Annotated in this window: 19 protein-coding genes and 1 other annotated feature (1 of these 20 running past the window's edge); of the genes, 15 read left to right on the top strand and 4 right to left on the bottom strand. The window is 31.0% G+C overall.

Going from position 1 to position 20,412, the window contains the following annotated elements; all coding sequences use genetic code 11:
* The first annotated feature begins 192 nt into the window (after positions 1–192).
* The 9 genes from rfbF to KPL55_RS12185 all read left to right on the top strand — a co-directional run bounded on the left by rfbF (position 193) and on the right by KPL55_RS12185 (position 9,608).
* Positions 193–963, top strand: a complete 771-nt coding sequence (gene rfbF / locus KPL55_RS12225) for a glucose-1-phosphate cytidylyltransferase (protein WP_216307011.1) — start codon at positions 193–195, stop codon at positions 961–963.
* Positions 945–2,048, top strand: coding sequence for a CDP-glucose 4,6-dehydratase (gene rfbG, locus KPL55_RS12220; RefSeq protein ID WP_246599434.1), 1,104 nt, complete (start codon positions 945–947; stop codon positions 2,046–2,048). Before rfbF ends, rfbG begins: the two co-directional genes overlap by 19 nt.
* Position 2,049: 1 nt before the next feature.
* Positions 2,050–2,988, top strand: a complete 939-nt coding sequence (locus KPL55_RS12215) for an NAD-dependent epimerase/dehydratase family protein (RefSeq protein WP_216307010.1) — start codon at positions 2,050–2,052, stop codon at positions 2,986–2,988.
* Positions 2,989–3,000: 12 nt separating this feature from the next.
* Positions 3,001–4,761 (top strand): thiamine pyrophosphate-binding protein, encoded by a 1,761-nt coding sequence (locus KPL55_RS12210; protein ID WP_216307009.1) that lies wholly within the window; start codon positions 3,001–3,003, stop codon positions 4,759–4,761.
* A 34-nt stretch (positions 4,762–4,795) separates the two neighbouring features.
* On the top strand, positions 4,796–5,452 hold the full coding sequence (locus tag KPL55_RS12205; protein WP_312887277.1) for a glycosyltransferase family protein: 657 nt from the start codon (positions 4,796–4,798) through the stop codon (positions 5,450–5,452).
* A 20-nt stretch (positions 5,453–5,472) separates the two neighbouring features.
* Complete coding sequence (locus KPL55_RS12200) at positions 5,473–6,285, top strand: DUF4422 domain-containing protein (RefSeq protein WP_216307008.1); 813 nt, start codon at positions 5,473–5,475, stop codon at positions 6,283–6,285.
* Positions 6,286–6,348: 63 nt separating this feature from the next.
* Complete coding sequence (gene rfbH / locus KPL55_RS12195; protein ID WP_376770442.1) at positions 6,349–7,749, top strand: lipopolysaccharide biosynthesis protein RfbH; 1,401 nt, start codon at positions 6,349–6,351, stop codon at positions 7,747–7,749.
* The gene (locus tag KPL55_RS12190; protein WP_216307006.1) at positions 7,736–8,638 is read left to right on the top strand and encodes a glycosyltransferase family 2 protein; all 903 of its coding nucleotides are present in this window, start codon (positions 7,736–7,738) and stop codon (positions 8,636–8,638) included. The genes rfbH and KPL55_RS12190 overlap by 14 nt, the downstream gene beginning before the upstream one ends.
* Positions 8,639–8,678: 40 nt before the next feature.
* A complete protein-coding gene (locus tag KPL55_RS12185; protein WP_216307005.1) occupies positions 8,679–9,608 on the top strand; it encodes a glycosyltransferase family 2 protein in 930 nt (309 codons plus the stop codon).
* 103 nt (positions 9,609–9,711) lie between these two features.
* On the opposite strand, the gene KPL55_RS12180 is transcribed toward KPL55_RS12185, so the two are convergent.
* Together KPL55_RS12180 and KPL55_RS12175 are read right to left on the bottom strand one after the other, a co-directional pair.
* Positions 9,712–11,259, bottom strand: coding sequence for a glycosyltransferase (locus tag KPL55_RS12180; protein WP_216307004.1), 1,548 nt, complete (start codon positions 11,257–11,259; stop codon positions 9,712–9,714).
* A 2-nt stretch (positions 11,260–11,261) separates the two neighbouring features.
* Positions 11,262–12,329, bottom strand: coding sequence for a tetratricopeptide repeat-containing glycosyltransferase family 2 protein (locus KPL55_RS12175; RefSeq protein WP_216307003.1), 1,068 nt, complete (start codon positions 12,327–12,329; stop codon positions 11,262–11,264).
* A gap of 218 nt (positions 12,330–12,547) precedes the next feature.
* Between KPL55_RS12175 and KPL55_RS12170 the strand changes: the two genes are divergently transcribed.
* From KPL55_RS12170 to KPL55_RS12145, 6 genes are all read left to right on the top strand, one after another.
* Positions 12,548–13,948: a glycosyltransferase gene (locus KPL55_RS12170; protein ID WP_216307002.1), complete on the top strand. Its 1,401-nt coding sequence runs from the start codon at positions 12,548–12,550 to the stop codon at positions 13,946–13,948.
* A 218-nt stretch (positions 13,949–14,166) separates the two neighbouring features.
* Positions 14,167–14,682, top strand: coding sequence for a DUF5661 family protein (locus KPL55_RS26550; RefSeq protein WP_312887276.1), 516 nt, complete (start codon positions 14,167–14,169; stop codon positions 14,680–14,682).
* Positions 14,683–14,811: 129 nt separating this feature from the next.
* Positions 14,812–15,402 carry a rubrerythrin gene (gene rbr, locus KPL55_RS12160; RefSeq protein WP_216307001.1) on the top strand — a complete coding sequence of 197 codons (591 nt, stop codon included), beginning with the start codon at positions 14,812–14,814 and terminating at the stop codon, positions 15,400–15,402.
* Between the two features lie 107 nt (positions 15,403–15,509).
* On the top strand, positions 15,510–16,868 hold the full coding sequence (locus KPL55_RS12155; RefSeq protein ID WP_216307000.1) for an NAD(P)/FAD-dependent oxidoreductase: 1,359 nt from the start codon (positions 15,510–15,512) through the stop codon (positions 16,866–16,868).
* 57 nt (positions 16,869–16,925) lie between these two features.
* Entirely contained in the window at positions 16,926–17,057 is a 132-nt protein-coding gene (locus tag KPL55_RS12150) for an NAD(P)H-dependent oxidoreductase (protein WP_216306999.1), read from the top strand.
* A 39-nt stretch (positions 17,058–17,096) separates the two neighbouring features.
* Positions 17,097–17,999, top strand: a complete 903-nt coding sequence (locus KPL55_RS12145) for an MBL fold metallo-hydrolase (protein ID WP_216306998.1) — start codon at positions 17,097–17,099, stop codon at positions 17,997–17,999.
* Between the two features lie 27 nt (positions 18,000–18,026).
* Here KPL55_RS12145 and KPL55_RS12140 read toward each other — a convergent pair whose 3' ends face one another.
* Together KPL55_RS12140 and KPL55_RS12135 are read right to left on the bottom strand one after the other, a co-directional pair.
* Positions 18,027–18,230, bottom strand: a complete 204-nt coding sequence (locus KPL55_RS12140) for an aspartyl-phosphate phosphatase Spo0E family protein (RefSeq protein ID WP_216306997.1) — start codon at positions 18,228–18,230, stop codon at positions 18,027–18,029.
* A gap of 300 nt (positions 18,231–18,530) precedes the next feature.
* Positions 18,531–19,913: a sodium-dependent transporter gene (locus tag KPL55_RS12135; RefSeq protein WP_216306996.1), complete on the bottom strand. Its 1,383-nt coding sequence runs from the start codon at positions 19,911–19,913 to the stop codon at positions 18,531–18,533.
* 398 nt (positions 19,914–20,311) lie between these two features.
* Positions 20,312–20,412 (bottom strand) — a binding site (T-box leader); it runs 126 nt beyond the window's last position.

Below are 20,412 nucleotides of genomic sequence, written 5' to 3'. Positions count from 1 at the left end.
GGGATGTGGCTTTTTTACTAAATTAAGAGCATTTGTATTTAGACATCAGGGGAAATTTATATATAAGTGTACTAACATGAGAAATTAATATAAAAGAATCTTCACAATTATGCACTTCCTATTTGTAGTTTACATAAAGTATAGAGTATATATAAACAAAATTATTTTAATTAATTATGGTGGTGAAAATAAATGAAAGTAGTAATACTTTGTGGTGGTAAAGGAACCCGTATGCGCGAAGAGACAGAATACCGTCCTAAGCCTTTAGTTGAGATTGGCGGTAAACCTATTCTGTGGCACATAATGAAAATATATTCAAGTTATGGTTTTAATGACTTTATTTTATGCGTTGGGTACAAAGGAGAAATGATAAAGCAGTATTTTATGGATATGTACTGGAGGAATAATGATTTTACAATGCATTTAAGTGGAGATAGAAAATTAGAATATCATACAAAGGAAGAGGAAAAATGGAATATTACTATTGTTGATACAGGTAGTGAAACACTGACTGGTGGAAGGCTTAAACAAGTAGAAAAATATATAGATGGTGAGGAATTTATGTTCACCTATGGAGATGGATTAAGCAACGTAAATATCTTAGAGCTATTAGACTTTCATAGAAAAAAAGGTAGGATAGGAACACTTACTGGGGTAAATCCTATTTCACCATTTGGGGTTATGGAAGTTGAAGACGGAATTATTAAGGCATTTAAGGAAAAACCTATTTTAAAGGACAGGGTCAACGGGGGATTTATGGTATTAAATAAAGATGTTTTTGACTATTTACCAAGTGAAGATTGTTTTTTTGAACAAGAGCCTATCAAAAATCTTGCAAAAGATAATCAGCTTGCAGTTTATGAGCATAATGGATTCTGGGTTGCTATAGATACTATCAAAGATGTAGAGGCTGTAAATAAGTTATGGGATAAAGGAGAGTATTTATGGAGTGCAAAGAAGTAGATATGTTTAATAACTTCTATAAGGGCAAAAGAGTTTTAATTACTGGCCATACTGGGTTTAAAGGCTCATGGCTTTCTATTTGGCTTATGAAATTAGGAGCTACAGTTATAGGATATGGGCTTGATCCATATACACAAGATGATAATTTTATTGTTAGTAAATTAAAGGATAGACTTATAGATATTAGAGGGGATATTAGAGATTATCGAAAACTCTCAGATATTTTTAAAGTATATAAGCCAGATATTGTGTTTCATCTAGCAGCTCAGGCATTAGTAAAAGAGTCTTATGTTAATCCAAAAGAAACCTACGAAACAAACGTAATGGGGACCTTAAATGTTCTTGAATGTATTAAAAATTCAGCAAGTGTTAAGGTATCGGTTATGATAACTACAGATAAGTGTTATAAAAATATAGAGCAAATATGGGGATACAGAGAAGATGATCCAATGGGCGGATATGATCCTTACAGTTCTAGTAAAGGTTGTGCCGAAATCCTTATTGACTCCTATAGAAACTCATTTATTAATCCTAAAAATTATAAATTCCACGGTAAAGCCATAGCTTCTGCTCGTGCAGGAAACGTTATTGGCGGTGGGGACTGGTCAAGAGATAGAATAATCCCAGATTGTATAAGGGCATTAAAAGAAAATAAAGTTATTGAGCTTAGAAATCCAAAGGCAATTAGACCTTGGCAACATGTACTTGAACCATTAAGTGGATATCTACAACTTGCCTCCAAAATGTATGAAGATGGTGGGAGTTATTGTAGTGGTTGGAATTTTGGACCAGACGGAGATTCTATAGTATCAGTGGGGCATATTGTAGATGGAATAATTATGGAATGGGGAAATGGGAATTGTTTAGACGTTTCAAAGGAAAATGCACCACATGAGGCGAATTTATTGAAATTAGATTGTACTAAGGCAAAGACCTATTTAAAATGGTCACCGAAACTCACTGTAAAAGAGGCAATTAAATTAACTGTAAATTGGTATAAAGAATCAAATAATAAAGATATGTTTGAAACATGTGTTAATCAAATAAAAAGTTACGTAAGCAAAACAAATCAAGAGGGAATTTGATATGGGAAAGAGCGTTTTAATTACAGGTGCTAGTGGATTTGTAGGATCTTGTTTAGCTAGAAGGCTACTTAAAGAAGGTTATAAGCTTCATATAATAACAAGAGACAACACTAATTTATGGAGACTACAAGATGTATTAAAGGATATAGAAATTCATAATGTAGATTTACTCCATAGTGATGAAATAGCTAAATTGGCTAGCACTATTTGTGTAGATAGTGTTTACCATTTAGCTACTTATGGAGGTTATCATTATCAAAATAGTGTAGAAGATGTGATAAATACAAATGTTATTGGAACTTATAATTTATTTAGAGAATTTTCTAAAAAAGGTATAGATATGTTTATAAGCACTAGCAGTTCGTCAGAATACGGAGAGAAGTCAAAGCCTATGAGCGAGGATATGAATCTAACACCAAATAATATGTATGGTGCAAGTAAGGTTGCTGGGACTACTTTATGTAGCACATACGCAAAAACAAACAAATTACCACTAGTAACACTTAGATTATTTTCACCCTATGGTTATTATGATGCTAAAACGAGATTAATACCAACAGTTATTACCTCATGTCTTCTTGGAAAAGAGATTAAATTATCACGCATGGATTCCGTTAGGGACTTTATATTTATTGATGATGTAATTGAAGCTTACTTAGCTACAAGTAAGTTATCAAATAGTTATGGAGAAATATTTAATATAGGTAGTGGACTTCAATATACAACTGAGGAAATTACATGTAATATAGTTAACTTAATTGGTAAAGATGTGAAAATCAACTGGCAGGATGATCCCAATAGGCAATATGAGCCTCGAATGTGGGTTAGTGATAACAAAAAGGTTTATGAAAAACTAAGCTGGAAACCTAATGTTGCAATAAATGATGGGCTTAATAATACAATAAATTGGTTTAGAGATAATTTACAATTTTATAGGTAGGTGATAAATACTATGAAGTTATCAGATTATATTGTAGAGTTTTTAAAAGATAACGGGGTAACTACGATTTTTGGATATCAAGGTGGAGCTATAACTCATTTTGTTGATTCAATATATAAAGCAGATAAGATTAAATTCATATCAAATTATCATGAGCAGGCTTCAGCATTTGCTGCGGAGGGTTATGCAAGAGTTAGCGGTAAGATTGGAGTATGCACAGCTACTAGTGGGCCAGGAGCGACAAATCTTATTACAGGTATAGGAAGTGCTTATTTTGATTCTATTCCATGTTTGTATATAACAGGTCAAGTTAATACCTATGAATATAAGAGGTCAAATGGAATAAGACAAGAAGGATTTCAAGAAACTGATATAGTAAGCATAATAAAGCCTATAACCAAGTATGCAATTATGATTACTGCTCCAGATAAAATAAAATATTACCTAGAAAAAGCATTATATATAGCAAAAGACGGTAGACCTGGACCCGTTTTATTAGACATACCTATGAACGTGCAAAGGTCAGAAATTAATCCTGGTGAGTTGATAGGTTTTTATGAATCAAAAGAATATAAAAGTGAAATAAAGAAACAAGTAAATATAGAAGATGTTAGTAAATTAATAGAATTAATAAAACAAAGTGAAAGGCCTGTGATACTTGCGGGTGGTGGAATTAGGCTTGCAAAGGCAACTGAAAGTTTGGAGAAATTTATAGACATAACGGGTATTCCTGTAGTTAGTACTTTAATGGGAATAGACAGTGTAAATCATGAGCATAAATGTTACGTAGGCTACATGGGGGCTTATGGGACTAGGTATTCAAATTTGACAGTGGCAAATTGTGATTTACTTATAGTGTTAGGATCGAGATTAACAACAAGGCAGACGAGTTCTATCACTGATAGTTTCGCAAGGGAAGCTAAAATAGTTCATGTAGATATAGATAGAAATGAACTAAATATTAAGGTTAAAGAAGATTTAACTATAGAATGTGATTTGAATTTATTTATAGATAGTCTAAATCAAAACCTAGAGAGTTCTCTTTGTAAAACTGATTTTACCTCTTGGATAGATAAAATTAATAGCTACAAAAAAATGTATCCTTCATTTAAAAAACTTAAAAATAAAAATCAAATAGACCCTAATGAATTTATGAATAGAATAAGTAAAGATCTAAATCCAAATTCTATAATATGTTTAGATATAGGTCAAAATCAAATTTGGGCATCGCAGTCTTTGAAGCTCAGTAAGAATCAAAGATTATTAAACGCGGGTGGAATGGGACCAATGGGATTTGGACTACCATCAGCAATAGGTGCATGGCACGCTAAACCTGATTATAAAATAGTTGTAATTACTGGTGATGGTGGTATTCAAATGAATATTCAAGAACTACAAACTATTGCCCGGGAAAAGATACCTTTAAAAATTATTATTATGAACAATAACGCCTTAGGAATGATTAGACACTTTCAGGAAATGTACTTTGAATCAAGTTACAGTGGAACTATAGATGGATATACTGTCCCAAATTTTATGAAAATTAGTGAAGCATATGGAATAAAATCATTAAAAATAAATGATGAAACTGCGATGAATCAGCTAAAAGAAAAGCTAAATGATGATGAAAGTTATGTAATAGAGGTGCAGCTTAATAATATAACTTATGTAACTCCCAAATTAGGCATGGGCAAACCAATAGAAGACCAAGAACCTCTAATAGATAGAAATGAGCTTAAAGAAAATATGATAATCGATTTGTATAAGTCATAATAGGTGGCGAAGAGAAATATGGGAGGACTTTGTTGTGAATAATAAGATGAGTTTTATAATAGCAGTAAATGATGAGGTAGTATTTAAAAAATGTGAATTATATATAAATAATTTAATAATACCTACTGATTTTCAGATAGAGATAATACCTATAAGAGATGCAGAATATTTAACCAAAGCTTATAACAAGTGCATGTATAGCTCTGATTCTAAATATAAAGTATATCTTCATCAAGATGTATTTGTTATAAATAGAAATTTTATAGGTGATATATTAAAAGTGTTTGAGGATGATAGTATAGGTGCTATTGGAATGTGCGGGGCTAAAACTGTACCGGAGAATGGGATATGGTGGGAGAGCCCTGAAACCGTAGGAGAGGTTTATGAGAGCCATACAGGTATTATGGGACTCCTTAAGTTTAATGAAATAGAATTAGAATTTGATGAGGTAGCGGTAGTTGATGGTTTTATAATAATAACCCAATATGATGTTCCTTGGAGGGAAGATATATTTAAGAGTTGGCATTTTTATGACATGTCACAATGCACGGAATTTAAAAAACTAGGTTATAAAGTGGTTGTACCTAGGCAAATTACACCTTGGTGTATACATGATTGCGGCATTGTAAATACAATGAATGGTTTTGAGGAGAATAGATTAATATTTATAAAAAATTATAATGAAGGGTAAAAAATAAGGGCGGTGAAACTATGGATTTTAATGAGTTAGTAGATATATATGTTATTAGTCATAAACCTTATAAAATGGTAGAGTCTGAAATATTTACACCCATTTATACTAAAAGAGAAATTGTCCCTAATGACTATAATATATTATGCTCAGACGAAGGAGATAATATTTCAAGTGAAAATCCTTTATATGCTGAATTTTCAACCTACTATTGGGTATGGAAAAATAGAAAAATATCAAAGTATGTAGGTTTTTTTCAATTTAGAAGATATATATCATTTAAAGATAATGTAACTGGAACTAATAATTTTAATGAGGTTATAGACAAATATGGTTGGGACAAGGAAGGACTTGAAAATATTCTAGAAGATTGTGATGTTTTAGTACCTACTTCCTTAAATTTTAGAATGTTTGGCCTAGGAAATATGTGGACCCAACATAATATGTGGCATAAAAGTTTATATTTAAATACAGCACTCGAAATTATTAAGGAAAAGTATCCAGATTACGAAATAGATTGCTTTACGGCACTTTTAAGTACAGAAACCTATTATATTAATTTGTTTATTATGCGAGGAGATTTATTCGACAGTTATATGACTTGGATAATGGACATTTTTGAAGAACTTAAGAAGAGGTTAAGTATTGATTATAACGTTAAGGATTTTGCTTACTTAGGAGAGCGGTTATTTAATTTCTTTTTAGTACATCAGCAAAGAATTAATAATATTAAAATAAAGATAAAACAACCTGTATATTTAAAAGAAAATACTTCTGGTATTACGGATTTTTGGATAGGTAATGAAACACATATTCCAGAAGCAAGTGAGTAAGAAAAGAGTAAGAAAAAAATCCAATCACTATAAAATCATTTACTATATATGGGGGGGGAACAATTGTCAAATAAAGAGAGCTTATTAAGGTCAAAAATAATAGAAAATGTTAAGGAATATTATGATGAGGTTTTTAAAAATAAACAGGAGTGGAAAGAAGGCAACAAGATTAACTATGGTGGAAGATATTTTGACGAAGACGAAATGACAAACCTAACTGAGGCTACACTGGATTTTTGGCTTACTACGGGTAGATTCTGTGACAAATTTGAAAAAGAGTTTGCACATTTTTTAGGTGTAAAATATTGTTCATTAACTAATTCTGGGTCATCAGCAAATCTTCTTGCATTTATGGCACTAACATCTCCAAAACTAAAGGATAGGAGAATAAAAAAAATGGATGAAGTTATAACAGTAGCGGCAGGGTTTCCGACGACTGTAGCTCCAATACTTCAATATGGCGCAGTACCAGTATTTGTAGACATAACACTTCCAACTTATAATATTGATGTTAATTTATTAGATGAAGCATTAACAGATAAGACTAAAGCTGTTTTTGTGGCACATACACTTGGTAATCCTTTTAATCTAGAAAGAGTTAAAGAATTTTGTGATAAAAATAATTTATGGTTAATAGAAGATAATTGCGATGCTCTTGGTTCGCAATATGAATTTAAAGGAGAATTAAAATATACAGGCACTATTGGAGATATAGGAACTTCAAGCTTTTATCCTCCGCATCATATTACCATGGGAGAAGGGGGAGCTGTATACACTAATAATGTTATGTTAAGTAGAATTATAGAATCTTTTAGAGATTGGGGACGCGATTGCTATTGCAAATCAGGATGTGATGATACTTGTAAAAAAAGGTTTGCTATTAAATATGGTGATATGCCTGTTGGATATGATCATAAATACATTTATTCACACTTAGGATATAATTTAAAAGTCACAGAAATGCAAGCATCTATTGGGTGTGCGCAACTAGAGAAGTTGCCTAAATTTATAGAAAGAAGAAGAGAAAACTGGGAACTTCTAAAGAATAAGTTAAAACATTTAGATGAATATTTAAGTTTGCCAGTTGCCGAGAAAAATTCTAAACCTAGTTGGTTTGGATTTTTAATTACAATTAAAGATCCGTCTATAAACAGAAGGGACTTGCTCGAGTATTTAGAGGCTAAAGGAATTCAAACTAGGTTGCTATTTGCAGGAAACATTACAAGACAACCATTATTTGAAGAATATAAAAAAAATAAAGATTCCTACAGAATTGTAGGGGAACTTAAAAATACAGATTTAATTACTACTAATTCATTTTGGATAGGTGTTTATCCAGGGATAAATGAAAATATGATAAATTATATGGCGATAAATATTGAAGAGTACATTTTAAAAAATACAACCTTTAAAGATACTAAATCAGATGATTTAGAAGGAGTATTAAGTTATGAGCAAGAATGAAAGTAAACCATTATTAACAATAGGAATACCAACTTATAATAGAGCAGCATTTTTAGATAAATGCTTGGACAGTATTTATAGCGAAATTAATTATGATCCTAACTTTGAAATTGTAATTAGTGATAATGCTTCAACAGATAATACGTATGAGATAGTACAAAAATACAAAGAGTCCCATAATAATATAGTTTATTATAAGCAAACGGAAAATGTAGGGTTTTCGAAAAATTTGAAAAAAGCATTAGATTTAGCAACAGGTGAGTATATAAATCCACATGGTGATGATGATTTCTTTAACCCTGGAATGATATATGAAATAATCAAGATGATTCGTGAAAATAAGGATTGTTCTGTGATGTACACATCTTGGAAAAATGTTCCTTTAAATATCACTTATGGTGTAAATATGAATAACTATTTAAATGAGTTAAATGGAATTAATTTTATTACTTCAATGATTTTAAAGAATGTTGATTATAAGGAAATTGACGATAAAGATAAATTTTTAGATACGGAAATTAACCAAGTATATGTACAATTAGAAATGCTGAAAATAAATCCAAAGTATTGTATTATGCATGGTAATATTTTTAGACTAGATTCAGGTGGTGCACCATATGGTGGATATAATTTGAGTGATGCTGCCATAAATAATTATTTTGAGATATTGGAGAGCTATTCTAAAAATGATTTATTTATAGAAACACTAAAATATGAAAAAATTAAAGTTCTAAACTCAATAATTTTCCCGAGTATTTATAAAGTAATAAATAAGCAAAGTGAAATAGATTTAAATGGTTTAGTAGAAGCTTTTATTAAATACTATTCTGATGAAATATACTTTGAGGAAAAACTAAATGAAATTAAGGGTTTATTAAAGTTAATATAGTTAAGAATATAATTATTAACTATTTAAGGAGCAATAATATATGAGTGATAGTATTAATGAAAATGAAATTAAAGAATTAAAACCAAGGTCAATTCTGACTATAGGTATACCTACTTATAATAGAGTAGACTTTTTAAGAAAGTGCATTGAAAGTATATACTCTGAGGTTGGTAATGATTCTAGATTTGAAATTTTAGTTTGTGATAATTGTTCAACAGATAATACTTCTACGATGATTAATGAGTTATTGCAGAAATATGAAACTTTAGTTTATTATAAAAATGATACTAATATAGGAGTATCAAAAAACATACAAAAGGTACTAGAACTATCAAAAGGGGAATACATTAATCTTCATGGTGATGATGATTATTTTAATGAGGGAGTTTATAGCACGATAATAAATATGATTAATTCTAACAGAGATTGTGATTTAATGTATTTATCCATGAAGTGGCACCCATTAAATATAAAACGTGGAATAGGAATGAGTAATTATCAAACAGATTCAGGAACCGGAGGATGGATTTCTGGTATGGTTATAAATAACGATGCATACATGAAAATCGTTGATAAAGAAAAATTTTTATACTCCAGTCTTAACCATATATATATCCAACTTGAACTATTACGATTTAATCCTAATTACTGCATATTAAGTGGACAAATTAATAGACCAGAAACGGGTTCGGCAGGTGCATATGGATATAATATTATGGAAGTTGCAGTGCAGAATTATTTAGATATACTATATAGTTTTAGAGGGAATGGTTTAACGGACCAAGAAATAGAATATCATAAACTGACTTCACTAGCTATTACATTTCCATTAGTTCGATGGATATTGCAAACTAGATTACCATTAAGTGTAGATGGTGGAATTGAAATATTTACAAAGTATTATGAAGGTGAGCCTTACTTTGATATTAAGTTAGAAGAGCTCAAGGCTATATTAGCATTAAAAGTTTAGTAAGTATCTTCAAAAAAATAGTTCATATACATCAAGATTATATTAACTGATGTATATGGACTATTTTTAACATGTACTTTAAAGTGTATAGGATATACGTAACCTAATTATTATTGTAGAGTTTGGGCTCTACAACCACCTTTACCTCGCATGAAGAACAAAACTTAGCATACTGGATGCAGGTTTCTAATGAATCCGTCGGTTCCATTGTCCACCAACGGACTGCACCCATAGGAGCTTTGGAGGCAAATGCCTCGATTTCTGGTGGTATATTACCTACAACCACTACCTCCATATCTTTAAAATTAGTTTCTATGCCCTTTTGAAGAGTGTTAAATAATTCTTCATGGTTATTTCTGGGAGAGGAGTATGGAATGGGAAATAGCATTGAAGTTCTGAAGGTATCTTCATCAATGATATTAGCTTGTTTAAGGGCAGGGTCATCAGTAGTTGCCTCCCATATGCGACTATATGACACAGACTCTGGTAAACCAAGTTCGTTAACTCTTTCACTAATTCTTTCACCATAATAACTGTTTAGTTCTTTTACGAGGAGCTGGATCTGATCATTTCTACTAAAAGTAGAGTTATCTCCATTTTCATTCCTATATTGTATATAAAGTAAATCAGGAATAGCTACATACTTAGTACAAAGAAACGTTCGAACTAACATGTCGTAATCGTCAGCTACCAATAGTTCCTCGCGGTGCCCACCAAGCAGGTGGTAACAATCCTTTGTCCAAGCACGAGGATGATTTGGCAAACCAACCAAATGACGTATAGTACTCACATTTATTATAGTGTTTCTTAATACGTTTTGCCATCTATTCATTCCATGCACCCAAACTCGATAGTATACAGCGTATCCAAAACCACAATCCCATCCATACCAATTTGCATGATTGCTCCCTACATACACTTCTGCACAATCACCATAAGCAAAGCCGCATTCAGGATGATTTTGAAATGCATGGACTATTTTCTCTAAACAGTCAACAGTTAGCTCATCATCATGATCTACTTCTACTAATATTTCCCCAGTGCACAGACCTGCTGCATACCGCTTAGTTGACCCAATATATCCATTTCGGGAATCTTGACGATATCTTCTAACGCGTGGGTCATCTAGAGGTAGTAAGTCATGATTGTACGTAGCATCTTCATCACCAGAATCATCTACAATCACCCATTCCCAATTCGTATAAGTCTGATTCAATAGAGAATGATAAGGACGTAGAATTTTTTCTTTGGACTTATATGCAGCCGTGAAAACAGAAACTAAAGGAATGTCAGTAGAAAAATGAGTAACTGGTATTGTTTTATTTTCAGGGAGGGGATCTGTCAACTTGAGCCAGCAGTAAAATAAATCAGCTGGTTGTATGTCTTCTGGAGAATTGTAGTGTAACCAACGTCTTCTTTCGTGAAGCGGCATGTCATAAAGTGTTTTAAATTCTTCGGCTCCCATTCCAAATGAAACATATACGCGAGGATGTTTAGGATATATATCTAATAATGCCTCATTAGGTTCATACAATTTCACTGTAATACCGCTTTCATCAAGTCTTTTAAGCATTTCTTCAAATCCATCCCATGAATTTTCTCTCGAAAAAAATAGATGGGCTGTTAATAGTGGAGTGCTGTTTGATGACATGTTTATCCCCTTTCAAAATAAATTCTATTTGCAATTACAGATGGAGAGTTAGGTTTAAATTCAGCAGCCTTATTATTATATTTAATTGAATTTTCTCTATTGCCTAACCTATCATAACAAACAGAAAGTTGTATATTGGGTATATAGCCCCAAAAATCATGTGAAATAAAGCCCCAGCTATTGACTGGCTTTTCAAGATCCGCTGCAAGCTTATACCAGAAAATAGCCTTATTATAATCTAGTGCCTCAAAGTAATAAGTCCCTATATTGCAGCATATCTCAGCCCTTGGAGTATCATATTCAAAACTTCTAAGTAGTATCTTAAGCATGTTTTCTTTATCACCTACAATGTTGTAACACTTAGAAAGGTCAAAGCAAGAACTTATATTATCCTCTACCCATCCATGTTTAGAGTCTAAAAATTCATTGAAATATTTTATTGCATCTTCTATAAATCCATTCTGGTATAATTCTCTGGAATAATAGAAAATTCCTCTTGGACTTAGCGGGGTACCATTAGACAATAAACTTTTATAAATGGAAATATTTCTACCTGGCACTGCTGCGTGTTCTTTTCTATGTGTGATACAAACATCAGTGTTTATAGTATTTCCTCCAATTATTAGGCATTCATGAACAGGTTCCATCCATATAGCATGGTTAGCTCTTTTTGATAAACGTTCTCTAAAATAAGATAAGCTAACAGCTCCAGTTTCATCAAAACCTACGTTATACATCATCATTACATTATCGATATCTAGAGTTAGAGTTTTCTTAAGGGCTACAAATTTTTTTATATCATCTTCAAGAATAACATCATCAGCATCAAGCCAAAGAATATAATCTTTAGTTGCTTTAGAAAATGCATTATTCCTTGCTGCTGAAAAGTCATTAATCCATTCAAAATCAAATAGATTATCTGTATACTCTAAAGCAATTTTTTTTGTATTATCTGTTGAACCAGTATCTACTATTATTATTTCGTCCACAATATCCTTAACGCATTCAAGGCATCTACCTAAAACATCTTCCTCATTCTTAACAATCATACATAAACTAATAGTTACCATATAAACCTCCTAAATTAAACTTACAGTCTATAATATGCAGTAGATTGAAATAGGAAACATGTTTATAAGTAAATAAGAAAATGTAAATATAATTTTAGTATATTAAGTACATTAGATATGTATAGTTAGTTGGACAGGGTACAATTTTGAGTGCACAGCATAACATGTAAGTGAATGATTAATTGGTGCCAATAAGTATTAGAGGAAGGGATATAGAAATGATTGAAAGTAAAGATAGAAAAACTTCGATAATAATTTTGACTTATAACAATCTTATCTATAACAATATTTGCATTGACAGTATACGTAAATATACACAAAAGGATACTTATGAAATAATTGTTGTAGATAATAATTCTACTGATGGAACAAGAGAATGGCTTAAAGAGCAAAAAGACATAAAGGTTATATTGAATAATGAAAATGTAGGGTTCCCAAAAGGATGTAATATTGGAATAGAAGTTTCGCTTCCTGAAAATGATATTTTGTTATTAAATAATGACACTGTAGTTGCCCCAAGGTGGCTTGATAATCTTAAAACATGTGTCTACAGTGATGATAAAATTGGAGCAGCTGCATCAATAACTAATAATTGTTCAAATTATCAGTCTATAAATGTGCCTTATGTAGACATTAAAGACATGATTCCATTTGCTGATGATAATAATGTTTCAAACCCAAATAGGTGGGAGCAAAAAACAAGGCTTGTAGCATTTTGCATGTTTATTAAGAGAGAAGTTCTTAATAAAATTGGTGTTTTAGACGAAAGATTCTCGCCTGGCAATTTTGAAGATGATGATTTGTGTATGAGGATTATAGAATCAGGATATAAGTTGATGCTTTGTAATGATAGCTTCATACATCATTTTGGAAGTTCGTCTTTTAATAAAGACTATACAAAATTCAATAATATTTTAACGATAAATGGTAAAAAATTTGAAGATAAGTGGGGTTTTAATTCTAATACAAGTAGCACATTAAAATTTGACATAATACATCGTATAAACGAACCGAGAGAAAAGGCACTAAATATTTTAGAGTTTGAATGTGGGCTAGGGGCAACATTACTTAAATTAAAATATATGTACCCTAATGCTAAAATATATGGAAATGAGACAAATGAATTCGAGGCTAAACTTGGTGGGAAGATTATTGAGTTAATAGCAGAGGATTTTGAAGAGAATTATAATCTGAACTTTGAAAATGACAAAACAGATTTTTTTGACTATATAATACTTGGAAATAGACTTCAATTAAGTAAAAACCCTTGGAAATTACTAAGGGAAATAAAGCGATTTTTAAAACCAGGAGGATATATAATTGCAACTATTCCTAACGTAATGCACCACTCGGTAATAAAAGAACTATTAAGAGGGAGTTTTATGTATAGTGAAAATTCTATTTTAAATAGAAGTCATAATAAATTTTTCACATTATCCGATATATGCAAAATATTTGATGAGTGTGGATATATTAATCAATTTATATTCCATTATCAAAGTGAATTAACAATTGAAGAGGATAATCTGTTAAATAGTATCTGTAGTATTGTTGGGGATAATATGAAAGATTATTTTTTATCTTATGAGTATGTTGCTAAATATCAGAAAGGTGTATAGGAAAATCAAATCCACATGTTAACCCTATAATATGATGCTCTATGATTTATTTGTAGGGCATAATAAAAATGTGTAAAACATAACGAATAAACTAATTGTGGACAAGTATTGAAATAATATATCATGGATGGTATAATATAGAAAGAATATTCTAAATTTTCCTAAAGGAATGTAGTGTAATTTTAAATTATACAAATATTTTAACGGAGGGTGATATAATGACGAAAGCAAAAGTATTTACTAGTAACCAAGCAAAAGAAATTGGTGAAACGCTAGGTGTAGACTGGAGCAAATTTAATATAGAACAATTTAGAATGGGAATAATGGTTGAGCTTGAACATGGTAAAACTGATCCAGTTACAGATGTTACAAATAACGATCCATCACTTACAGGCAAAATTGCACTTGCACATTTAACTGAATATCCTGATTATTATACAAGACTTGAAAAAATGGAAAAGGAAGCAGAGGAATATTGGGAAGGCAATAATGCTAGCGAGAAATCCAAAAATAATATTGGTACTGAAAGAATATTTACAGCCAAAAACGATGATCGTGAAGATGATGAGAGTAACGTAATTATGAAACCTAAAAATAATATAGGTACCAAAAAAATATTCACTTCAGAAAATGATAATAACGAAAATGATAGTTCTGAGATTAAGGGACCAGATAAAGACATAACTGCAGAGAACATAATTGCTTCAGAAATGATGAGGGGGAAGAAGTTTTAAATTAAGAGAAGAACCTTTATATGATAATAAAACTAAATAATTTATTTGCTTTTAAGGTTATAGATTCTATAATTATTAATAGTTGAATAAGTTTAAATAAAGAGAGTTACAATTAGGAGGAGGACAAATATGTTAAATTTAAAAGGAACAAAAACTGCTGAAAATCTTTTAAAGTCTTTTGCAGGAGAATCTCAAGCAAGAAATAGGTATACTTTTTATGCTTCAATCGCTAAAAAAGAAGGTTACGTGCAAATACAGAACATATTTACTGAAACAGCTGGGAATGAGAAAGAACATGCAGAAAGATTCTTTAAGTTTCTAGCTAATAGCGATTTAAATGGTGATGCAGTTGTTATTAATGATGCAGGATATCCAGTTTTCATAGGAGATACTAAAGGAAATTTATTAGCGGCAGCAGCAGGTGAGAATGAAGAATGGACAGATTTATATCCTCAATTTGCAAAAGATGCAAAAGATGAAGGGTTTTCTGACATTGCATTTGTATATACAAAAATCTCTGAAGTTGAGAAAAAACATGAAGAAAGATATAGAAAACTAGCTAAAAATATAGAAGATGGAACTGTGTTTACAAAGAGCGAGGAAACTTTATGGAAGTGTACTAATTGTGGATATATATTTGAAGGTAAAGGTGCACCAGAGCTTTGCCCAGCCTGTGCTCATCCAAAGGCTTATTTTGAGGTATTAGCATCAAACTATTAAGAAATGATAAATATATAAATAAAAAGTAACTTTAAAGAAATGATTGGAGAAGTGATAAGAAATCACACCTCTAATCATTTCTTTGATTTTAAGGAAGAAGTTAAAATATGTATGATATAACTATAGTTGGGTCAGGAGTTAGTGGGATTTTTCTTGCATATACTCTTTTACAATCAGAAACAAATTTGAAAATACTTATGGTAGAAAAAGGAAAAGAGTTTTTAGATAGAATATGTCCAATTGAAATTGAACTAAGTGGAAAATGTATGAATTGCAAAACATGTAATAAGATTCAAGGTTTTGGAGGCATGGGTAGGTCTGAGGGGAAGTTTAATTATACAAATGATTTTGGTGGCAATTTAGGTGATAAAATAGGAAATAAACTCACTATGGATTTAATGGAGAATGTAGATAAAACCTTATGTTTATTTGGTGGAGATAAGGTTAAAATATACAGTACAGAAAATGAAGAACTTATAAAGCTTTCAAAAGGAAGTAAATATGATATATTAAATACAAAAGTGAGACATTTAGGAACTAAGTTATCATATGAAATTTTAGAAAAAATGTATATATATTTAAAGGATAAGGTTGATATAAAGTGTGAGACAGATATAATTACTATAGATAAAAAAAATAATGTATTTAGGTTAAACATTCATCAGAATGTATTTCGCTCTAAGGTGGTTGTATTAGCCACGGGTATAAGTGGAGGAGATAGATTTCTTAATTATTGTAAAAATTTTAATATAGTGCCTTTCAGAGAAAGACTGGACTTAGGTATAAGAGTTGAGATGAAGGGAGATCAGCTTGAAGATATTCTTAAGGATTCTTTTGAGGTTAAGGTTAGATATAGAGGCGATAAATTTGAAGCTACTACTTATTGCATGAACCCTAAAGGCAAAGTCATTAAAAAATATCAAGAAGGACTGGTAATGGCAGATGGTCAAAATCAGCTAGAAACAGATAGTCCAAGTTGTAATCTTAACTTTTCTATTTTTGTTCCTAGATATTTTTCTTGTCATAAAAAGGCTAGGGAGTATGCAAGAAGTATAATACAATCTATAAATAGGGGCAAAGAAAGAATAGTAATTCAGCGATTTGGTGATATACTAAAAAATAGGGAAACTACTAATTGCCAACTATTTAGGAATAGCATTATGCCCTCACTTGCTTATGAGGGTGGAAATCTATATAATGAAATTCCTAAAGTATATATCGAAGCTTTACTGAAAATCTTTGAGTCAATAGAAAGTCTAACAGGTAAAAAAATTTCTATGGATACTTTATTATATGGAATCGATGCAAAATTTTACGAACCCGAGATTAGTACTAATGAGTTTTTTGAGACAAAGCAGAAGGGACTTTATATTACCGGAGATTGTTCTGGAGTAACTTATTCTTTATCTCAAGCTGCAGCGAGTGCAGTATATCTTGGTAGACATCTTCTTGGAAACGAACAGTAATAAGTTATTCAAAAGTTTGTATATATATATCAAATATTTAATATATGGAGGAAGAGAATGAAAGTATTAGGTATAGTAGGAAGCAAAAGAAAAAATGGTAATACAGCATATTTAGTTAATGAAACATTGAAAGCTATTAAAGATAAAGGCAAAGACGTTGAAACTGAAATGATTAGAAAAAACATTTAGGTAAAAAAAAGAAACAGAGAGAAGGATTAAAGATAATACATGAAAATAAAAGAGATAAAAGGAAATACGTTTTGTATTGATACTGGAATGACATATATACCTTTTTATAAAATTAATGAAGAAGAAATTATTATGTTAGATTCAGGATGGGCACAAGGGGAAAGAAAAGGAATAGATGAGATACTCGAAAAAAACAACTTTAAGGTAGTAGGTATATTATGCAGTCATGCCCATGTTGACCATGTAGGTAATAACGCAAAGCTGAAAAAAAAGTATAACTGTATTATCGCTATGCCAGCCTATGAAGCACTTATATGCAGTTCTACGCTTAATCTTAAACTTTATTACAATAACCAAACATTATCTGATGTTGCTCAGCATTTTGGACATATGGTTTGTGAAACAGATATTATGATTATGGATAACCAAGATAGCATAGTGATGTTAGGTATAGAATTTAAAATTCTTCATACACCAGGACATAGTCCTGCTCATATATGCATAACTACCCCAGATGACGTTGTCTACTTAGCAGACAGCCTTATAAGTTATGAAGTTATGAGAGGGGCTAAAATGCCTTATGCTTATATACTTAGTGAGGATTTATCAAGTAAATTAAAACTTTATGACCTTAAATGTAGCAAATATATAGTGGCCCACAAAGGGATATATGATGACATTACAAAACTTATAACTGATAATATAGTTTTCTATAAGGAGAGAGCTGATAGAATATATAGACTCATAGATGCTGATATGACACTGGATGATATTTTCAGGGTTGTTATAAACAATTTTAGGATTGATATTAAAGATAGATATAAATATGCATTAATAAAAAGAATGCTAAATTCATATGTTGAGTATTTAAATGAAATAGGTTTGATAGTGATAAAAATTGATAACGGGTTTCTTAAATATTCAAAAGCTGAATTAGATTAGATATATTTGATATTTGATAAGGCAATATCAAATATCTGTATTATGTGTTTTTAGAACCATATATTTAACTATAAGTTCATCTAATTGGCGGCTCAAAATTAACATCTCTTCATTTGTTCCAATTGCTTCAATTTCAGTAGTGTTACAACAAAGTTCATTTAGAATATCTCTTAATTTATCAATACGGGTTCTAAGTTCATATTCATCTGAATATCTAACTATAGTTTCCATTATAAGCCCCCTTATTACATTAGAATGAAAAATTTGAATTAAAATAATACATAATACTTATAATAATCATAATATGTATTATTTAAGTTTATTTTATATAATTATATATAAATATATATAATTAACACATATGCTATTAGCACACATAAATTGTTAGCAAACATATAATTGTAACATCTGAATATTTTTATAGTGGTTTGCAGTAGAATAAAAAACGCAATAAAAGCCTCAAGGATTATTGAGGCTTTTATTGCGTTTTAAGGTATTAAACTTAAAATTTATTAAGACTTATTAGTAATATTATTTAAATAAACGATCCATTACCCCTATTGAGTTTAGAAAAACAATTATAAGTAAAACTGGTGATACAAATTTAATAAATACATGAACAATATTTAAAACAAGATTATTGTTTAAAGTTCCTTGATTTGATAATTCTAGTTTGAAATCTTCTTTTTTAACAAAGTATCCAATGTAAATTGCTGTTATAAGTCCTCCTACTGGAAGTAATATATTAGAGGACAAATAGTCAAAGGAATCAAAAAATCCTTTTTTTCCTATTATATGAATATTACCAAGAACACTTGAAGAATCAGCAGATAATGTTGCAAGAACTCCAACTACCATTATTATCCCTGTGGTAAGCAATACTGCTTTCACTCGTCCCATACCTTTTTCTTCCGTAAAATATGCTACTGGCACTTGAACGATAGACATCATTGCAGTTGTAGCGGCTATAGCAGTTAAAAGGAAAAATGCTACTAAAAGTACACTACCAAAAGGTATTTTAGAGAATACAAGTGGTATAGTCATAAATAAAAGTCCGGGACCTGCACTAGGCTCCATTCCAAATGAAAATACAGCTGGGAATATTGCAATTCCTGCAAGTATTGAAACTAGCGAGTCTGATATTGCAACTTTTGCAGAAGTTGCAATCATATCATTATCATGAGTGAAATAACTTCCATAAGTAATCATTATTCCAATTCCAAGTGACATTTTGAAAAATGCAAGGCCTAGAGCTGTTAATATAACAGGTCCAGTTAACTGTGTAAAATCTACATGGAATAAAAAATTTAATCCCTGAGATGCGCCTGGAAGTGTTAAAGCTCTAACATCACATATAATAATTAATATAAATAATACCGGCATAAGTGTTTTAGTTATTCTTTCAATTCCATTTTTAACACCTGCAATTAAAATTACTGAAACAACGGCTAGAACTATAAATTGCCATACTAGTGGAGACATTGGTCCAACTAAAGTAGTCATGAATTTTGTCTTAGCGGTAGTTGCAGTAACTCCCACGAAATCTCCTTTTAATGCCCTGAAAACATAGGAATAAACCCATCCAGCAACAGAACTATAAAAAAACATTATTAGAAATGCCGATGCTACCCCCATAAATCCAATAACTTTCCAGCCTTTACCAGCCTTTAGCTTTTTAAAAGCTCCTACTGCATTTTTTCTTGATTTTCTGCCAATGTAGAATTCACACGCCATAATGGGAATACCAACTAATGCAACGCATAAAAGGTATGCTAAGAGAAAAGCTCCACCACCATTAGCTCCTGTTAAATAGGGAAATCTCCATATGTTACCTAAACCTACTGCCGAACCTAATGTAGCAAAGAAAACTGCAAATCCGGTTGAAAACGTCTCTCTTTTATTTTTATCCTCCATCACATCTCACTCCTTTTTATATTTAATTAAACATATCTCTACTATGAAACATAGAGAAATATTTTAAGACAAAAAAATAGACACTCATCTCGCTATGAGGCGAAAAGATGTCCGCGGTACCACTCAAATTTATAACTATCTTTTTAACGGAATGCTCCGGCGGGGCCTACTTATCTTCAGCCTGCAACTCAAGGGTGATTTTCTACATTAAAGTGTTATGGGCTTTCAGCTTAAACAAACTTGTTTGTTATCATAAACTTGTTTATTAACCCACTCTCTTTTTAACACTAAGAATATATACTCTTCCCTTTCTTTGTTGTTATATTATTTAATTATTTTAACTAATGAATCAAGATTTAGAATATTAAAGCGCATAAAAAAGCGGACATCAAACTTCGCTATGAGGCGAAAATTGTGTCCGCGGTGCCACTCAAATTTATAACTCGAATTTTAACGGAATAATCCGGCAATGCTTACTTAGTTTCAGCTTGCAGCTTCA

It is taken from the genome of Clostridium lacusfryxellense (assembly GCF_018861735.1).
Taxonomy (GTDB): Bacteria; Bacillota; Clostridia; order Clostridiales; family Clostridiaceae; genus Clostridium_AD; species Clostridium_AD lacusfryxellense.
This window is presented reverse-complemented; position numbering and strand designations above follow the sequence as displayed.

Coding starts and splice junctions, on each gene's coding strand:
- rfbF (WP_216307011.1), top strand. CDS start 193: ATGAAAGTAGTAATACTTTGTGGTGGTAAAGGAACCCGTATGCGCGAA.
- rfbG (WP_246599434.1), top strand. CDS start 945: ATGGAGTGCAAAGAAGTAGATATGTTTAATAACTTCTATAAGGGCAAA.
- KPL55_RS12215 (WP_216307010.1), top strand. CDS start 2,050: ATGGGAAAGAGCGTTTTAATTACAGGTGCTAGTGGATTTGTAGGATCT.
- KPL55_RS12210 (WP_216307009.1), top strand. CDS start 3,001: ATGAAGTTATCAGATTATATTGTAGAGTTTTTAAAAGATAACGGGGTA.
- KPL55_RS12200 (WP_216307008.1), top strand. CDS start 5,473: ATGGATTTTAATGAGTTAGTAGATATATATGTTATTAGTCATAAACCT.
- KPL55_RS12190 (WP_216307006.1), top strand. CDS start 7,736: ATGAGCAAGAATGAAAGTAAACCATTATTAACAATAGGAATACCAACT.
- KPL55_RS12185 (WP_216307005.1), top strand. CDS start 8,679: ATGAGTGATAGTATTAATGAAAATGAAATTAAAGAATTAAAACCAAGG.
- KPL55_RS12180 (WP_216307004.1), bottom strand. CDS start 11,259: ATGTCATCAAACAGCACTCCACTATTAACAGCCCATCTATTTTTTTCG.
- KPL55_RS12175 (WP_216307003.1), bottom strand. CDS start 12,329: ATGGTAACTATTAGTTTATGTATGATTGTTAAGAATGAGGAAGATGTT.
- KPL55_RS12170 (WP_216307002.1), top strand. CDS start 12,548: ATGATTGAAAGTAAAGATAGAAAAACTTCGATAATAATTTTGACTTAT.
- KPL55_RS26550 (WP_312887276.1), top strand. CDS start 14,167: ATGACGAAAGCAAAAGTATTTACTAGTAACCAAGCAAAAGAAATTGGT.
- rbr (WP_216307001.1), top strand. CDS start 14,812: ATGTTAAATTTAAAAGGAACAAAAACTGCTGAAAATCTTTTAAAGTCT.
- KPL55_RS12155 (WP_216307000.1), top strand. CDS start 15,510: ATGTATGATATAACTATAGTTGGGTCAGGAGTTAGTGGGATTTTTCTT.
- KPL55_RS12150 (WP_216306999.1), top strand. CDS start 16,926: ATGAAAGTATTAGGTATAGTAGGAAGCAAAAGAAAAAATGGTAATACA.
- KPL55_RS12145 (WP_216306998.1), top strand. CDS start 17,097: ATGAAAATAAAAGAGATAAAAGGAAATACGTTTTGTATTGATACTGGA.
- KPL55_RS12140 (WP_216306997.1), bottom strand. CDS start 18,230: ATGGAAACTATAGTTAGATATTCAGATGAATATGAACTTAGAACCCGT.
- KPL55_RS12135 (WP_216306996.1), bottom strand. CDS start 19,913: ATGGAGGATAAAAATAAAAGAGAGACGTTTTCAACCGGATTTGCAGTT.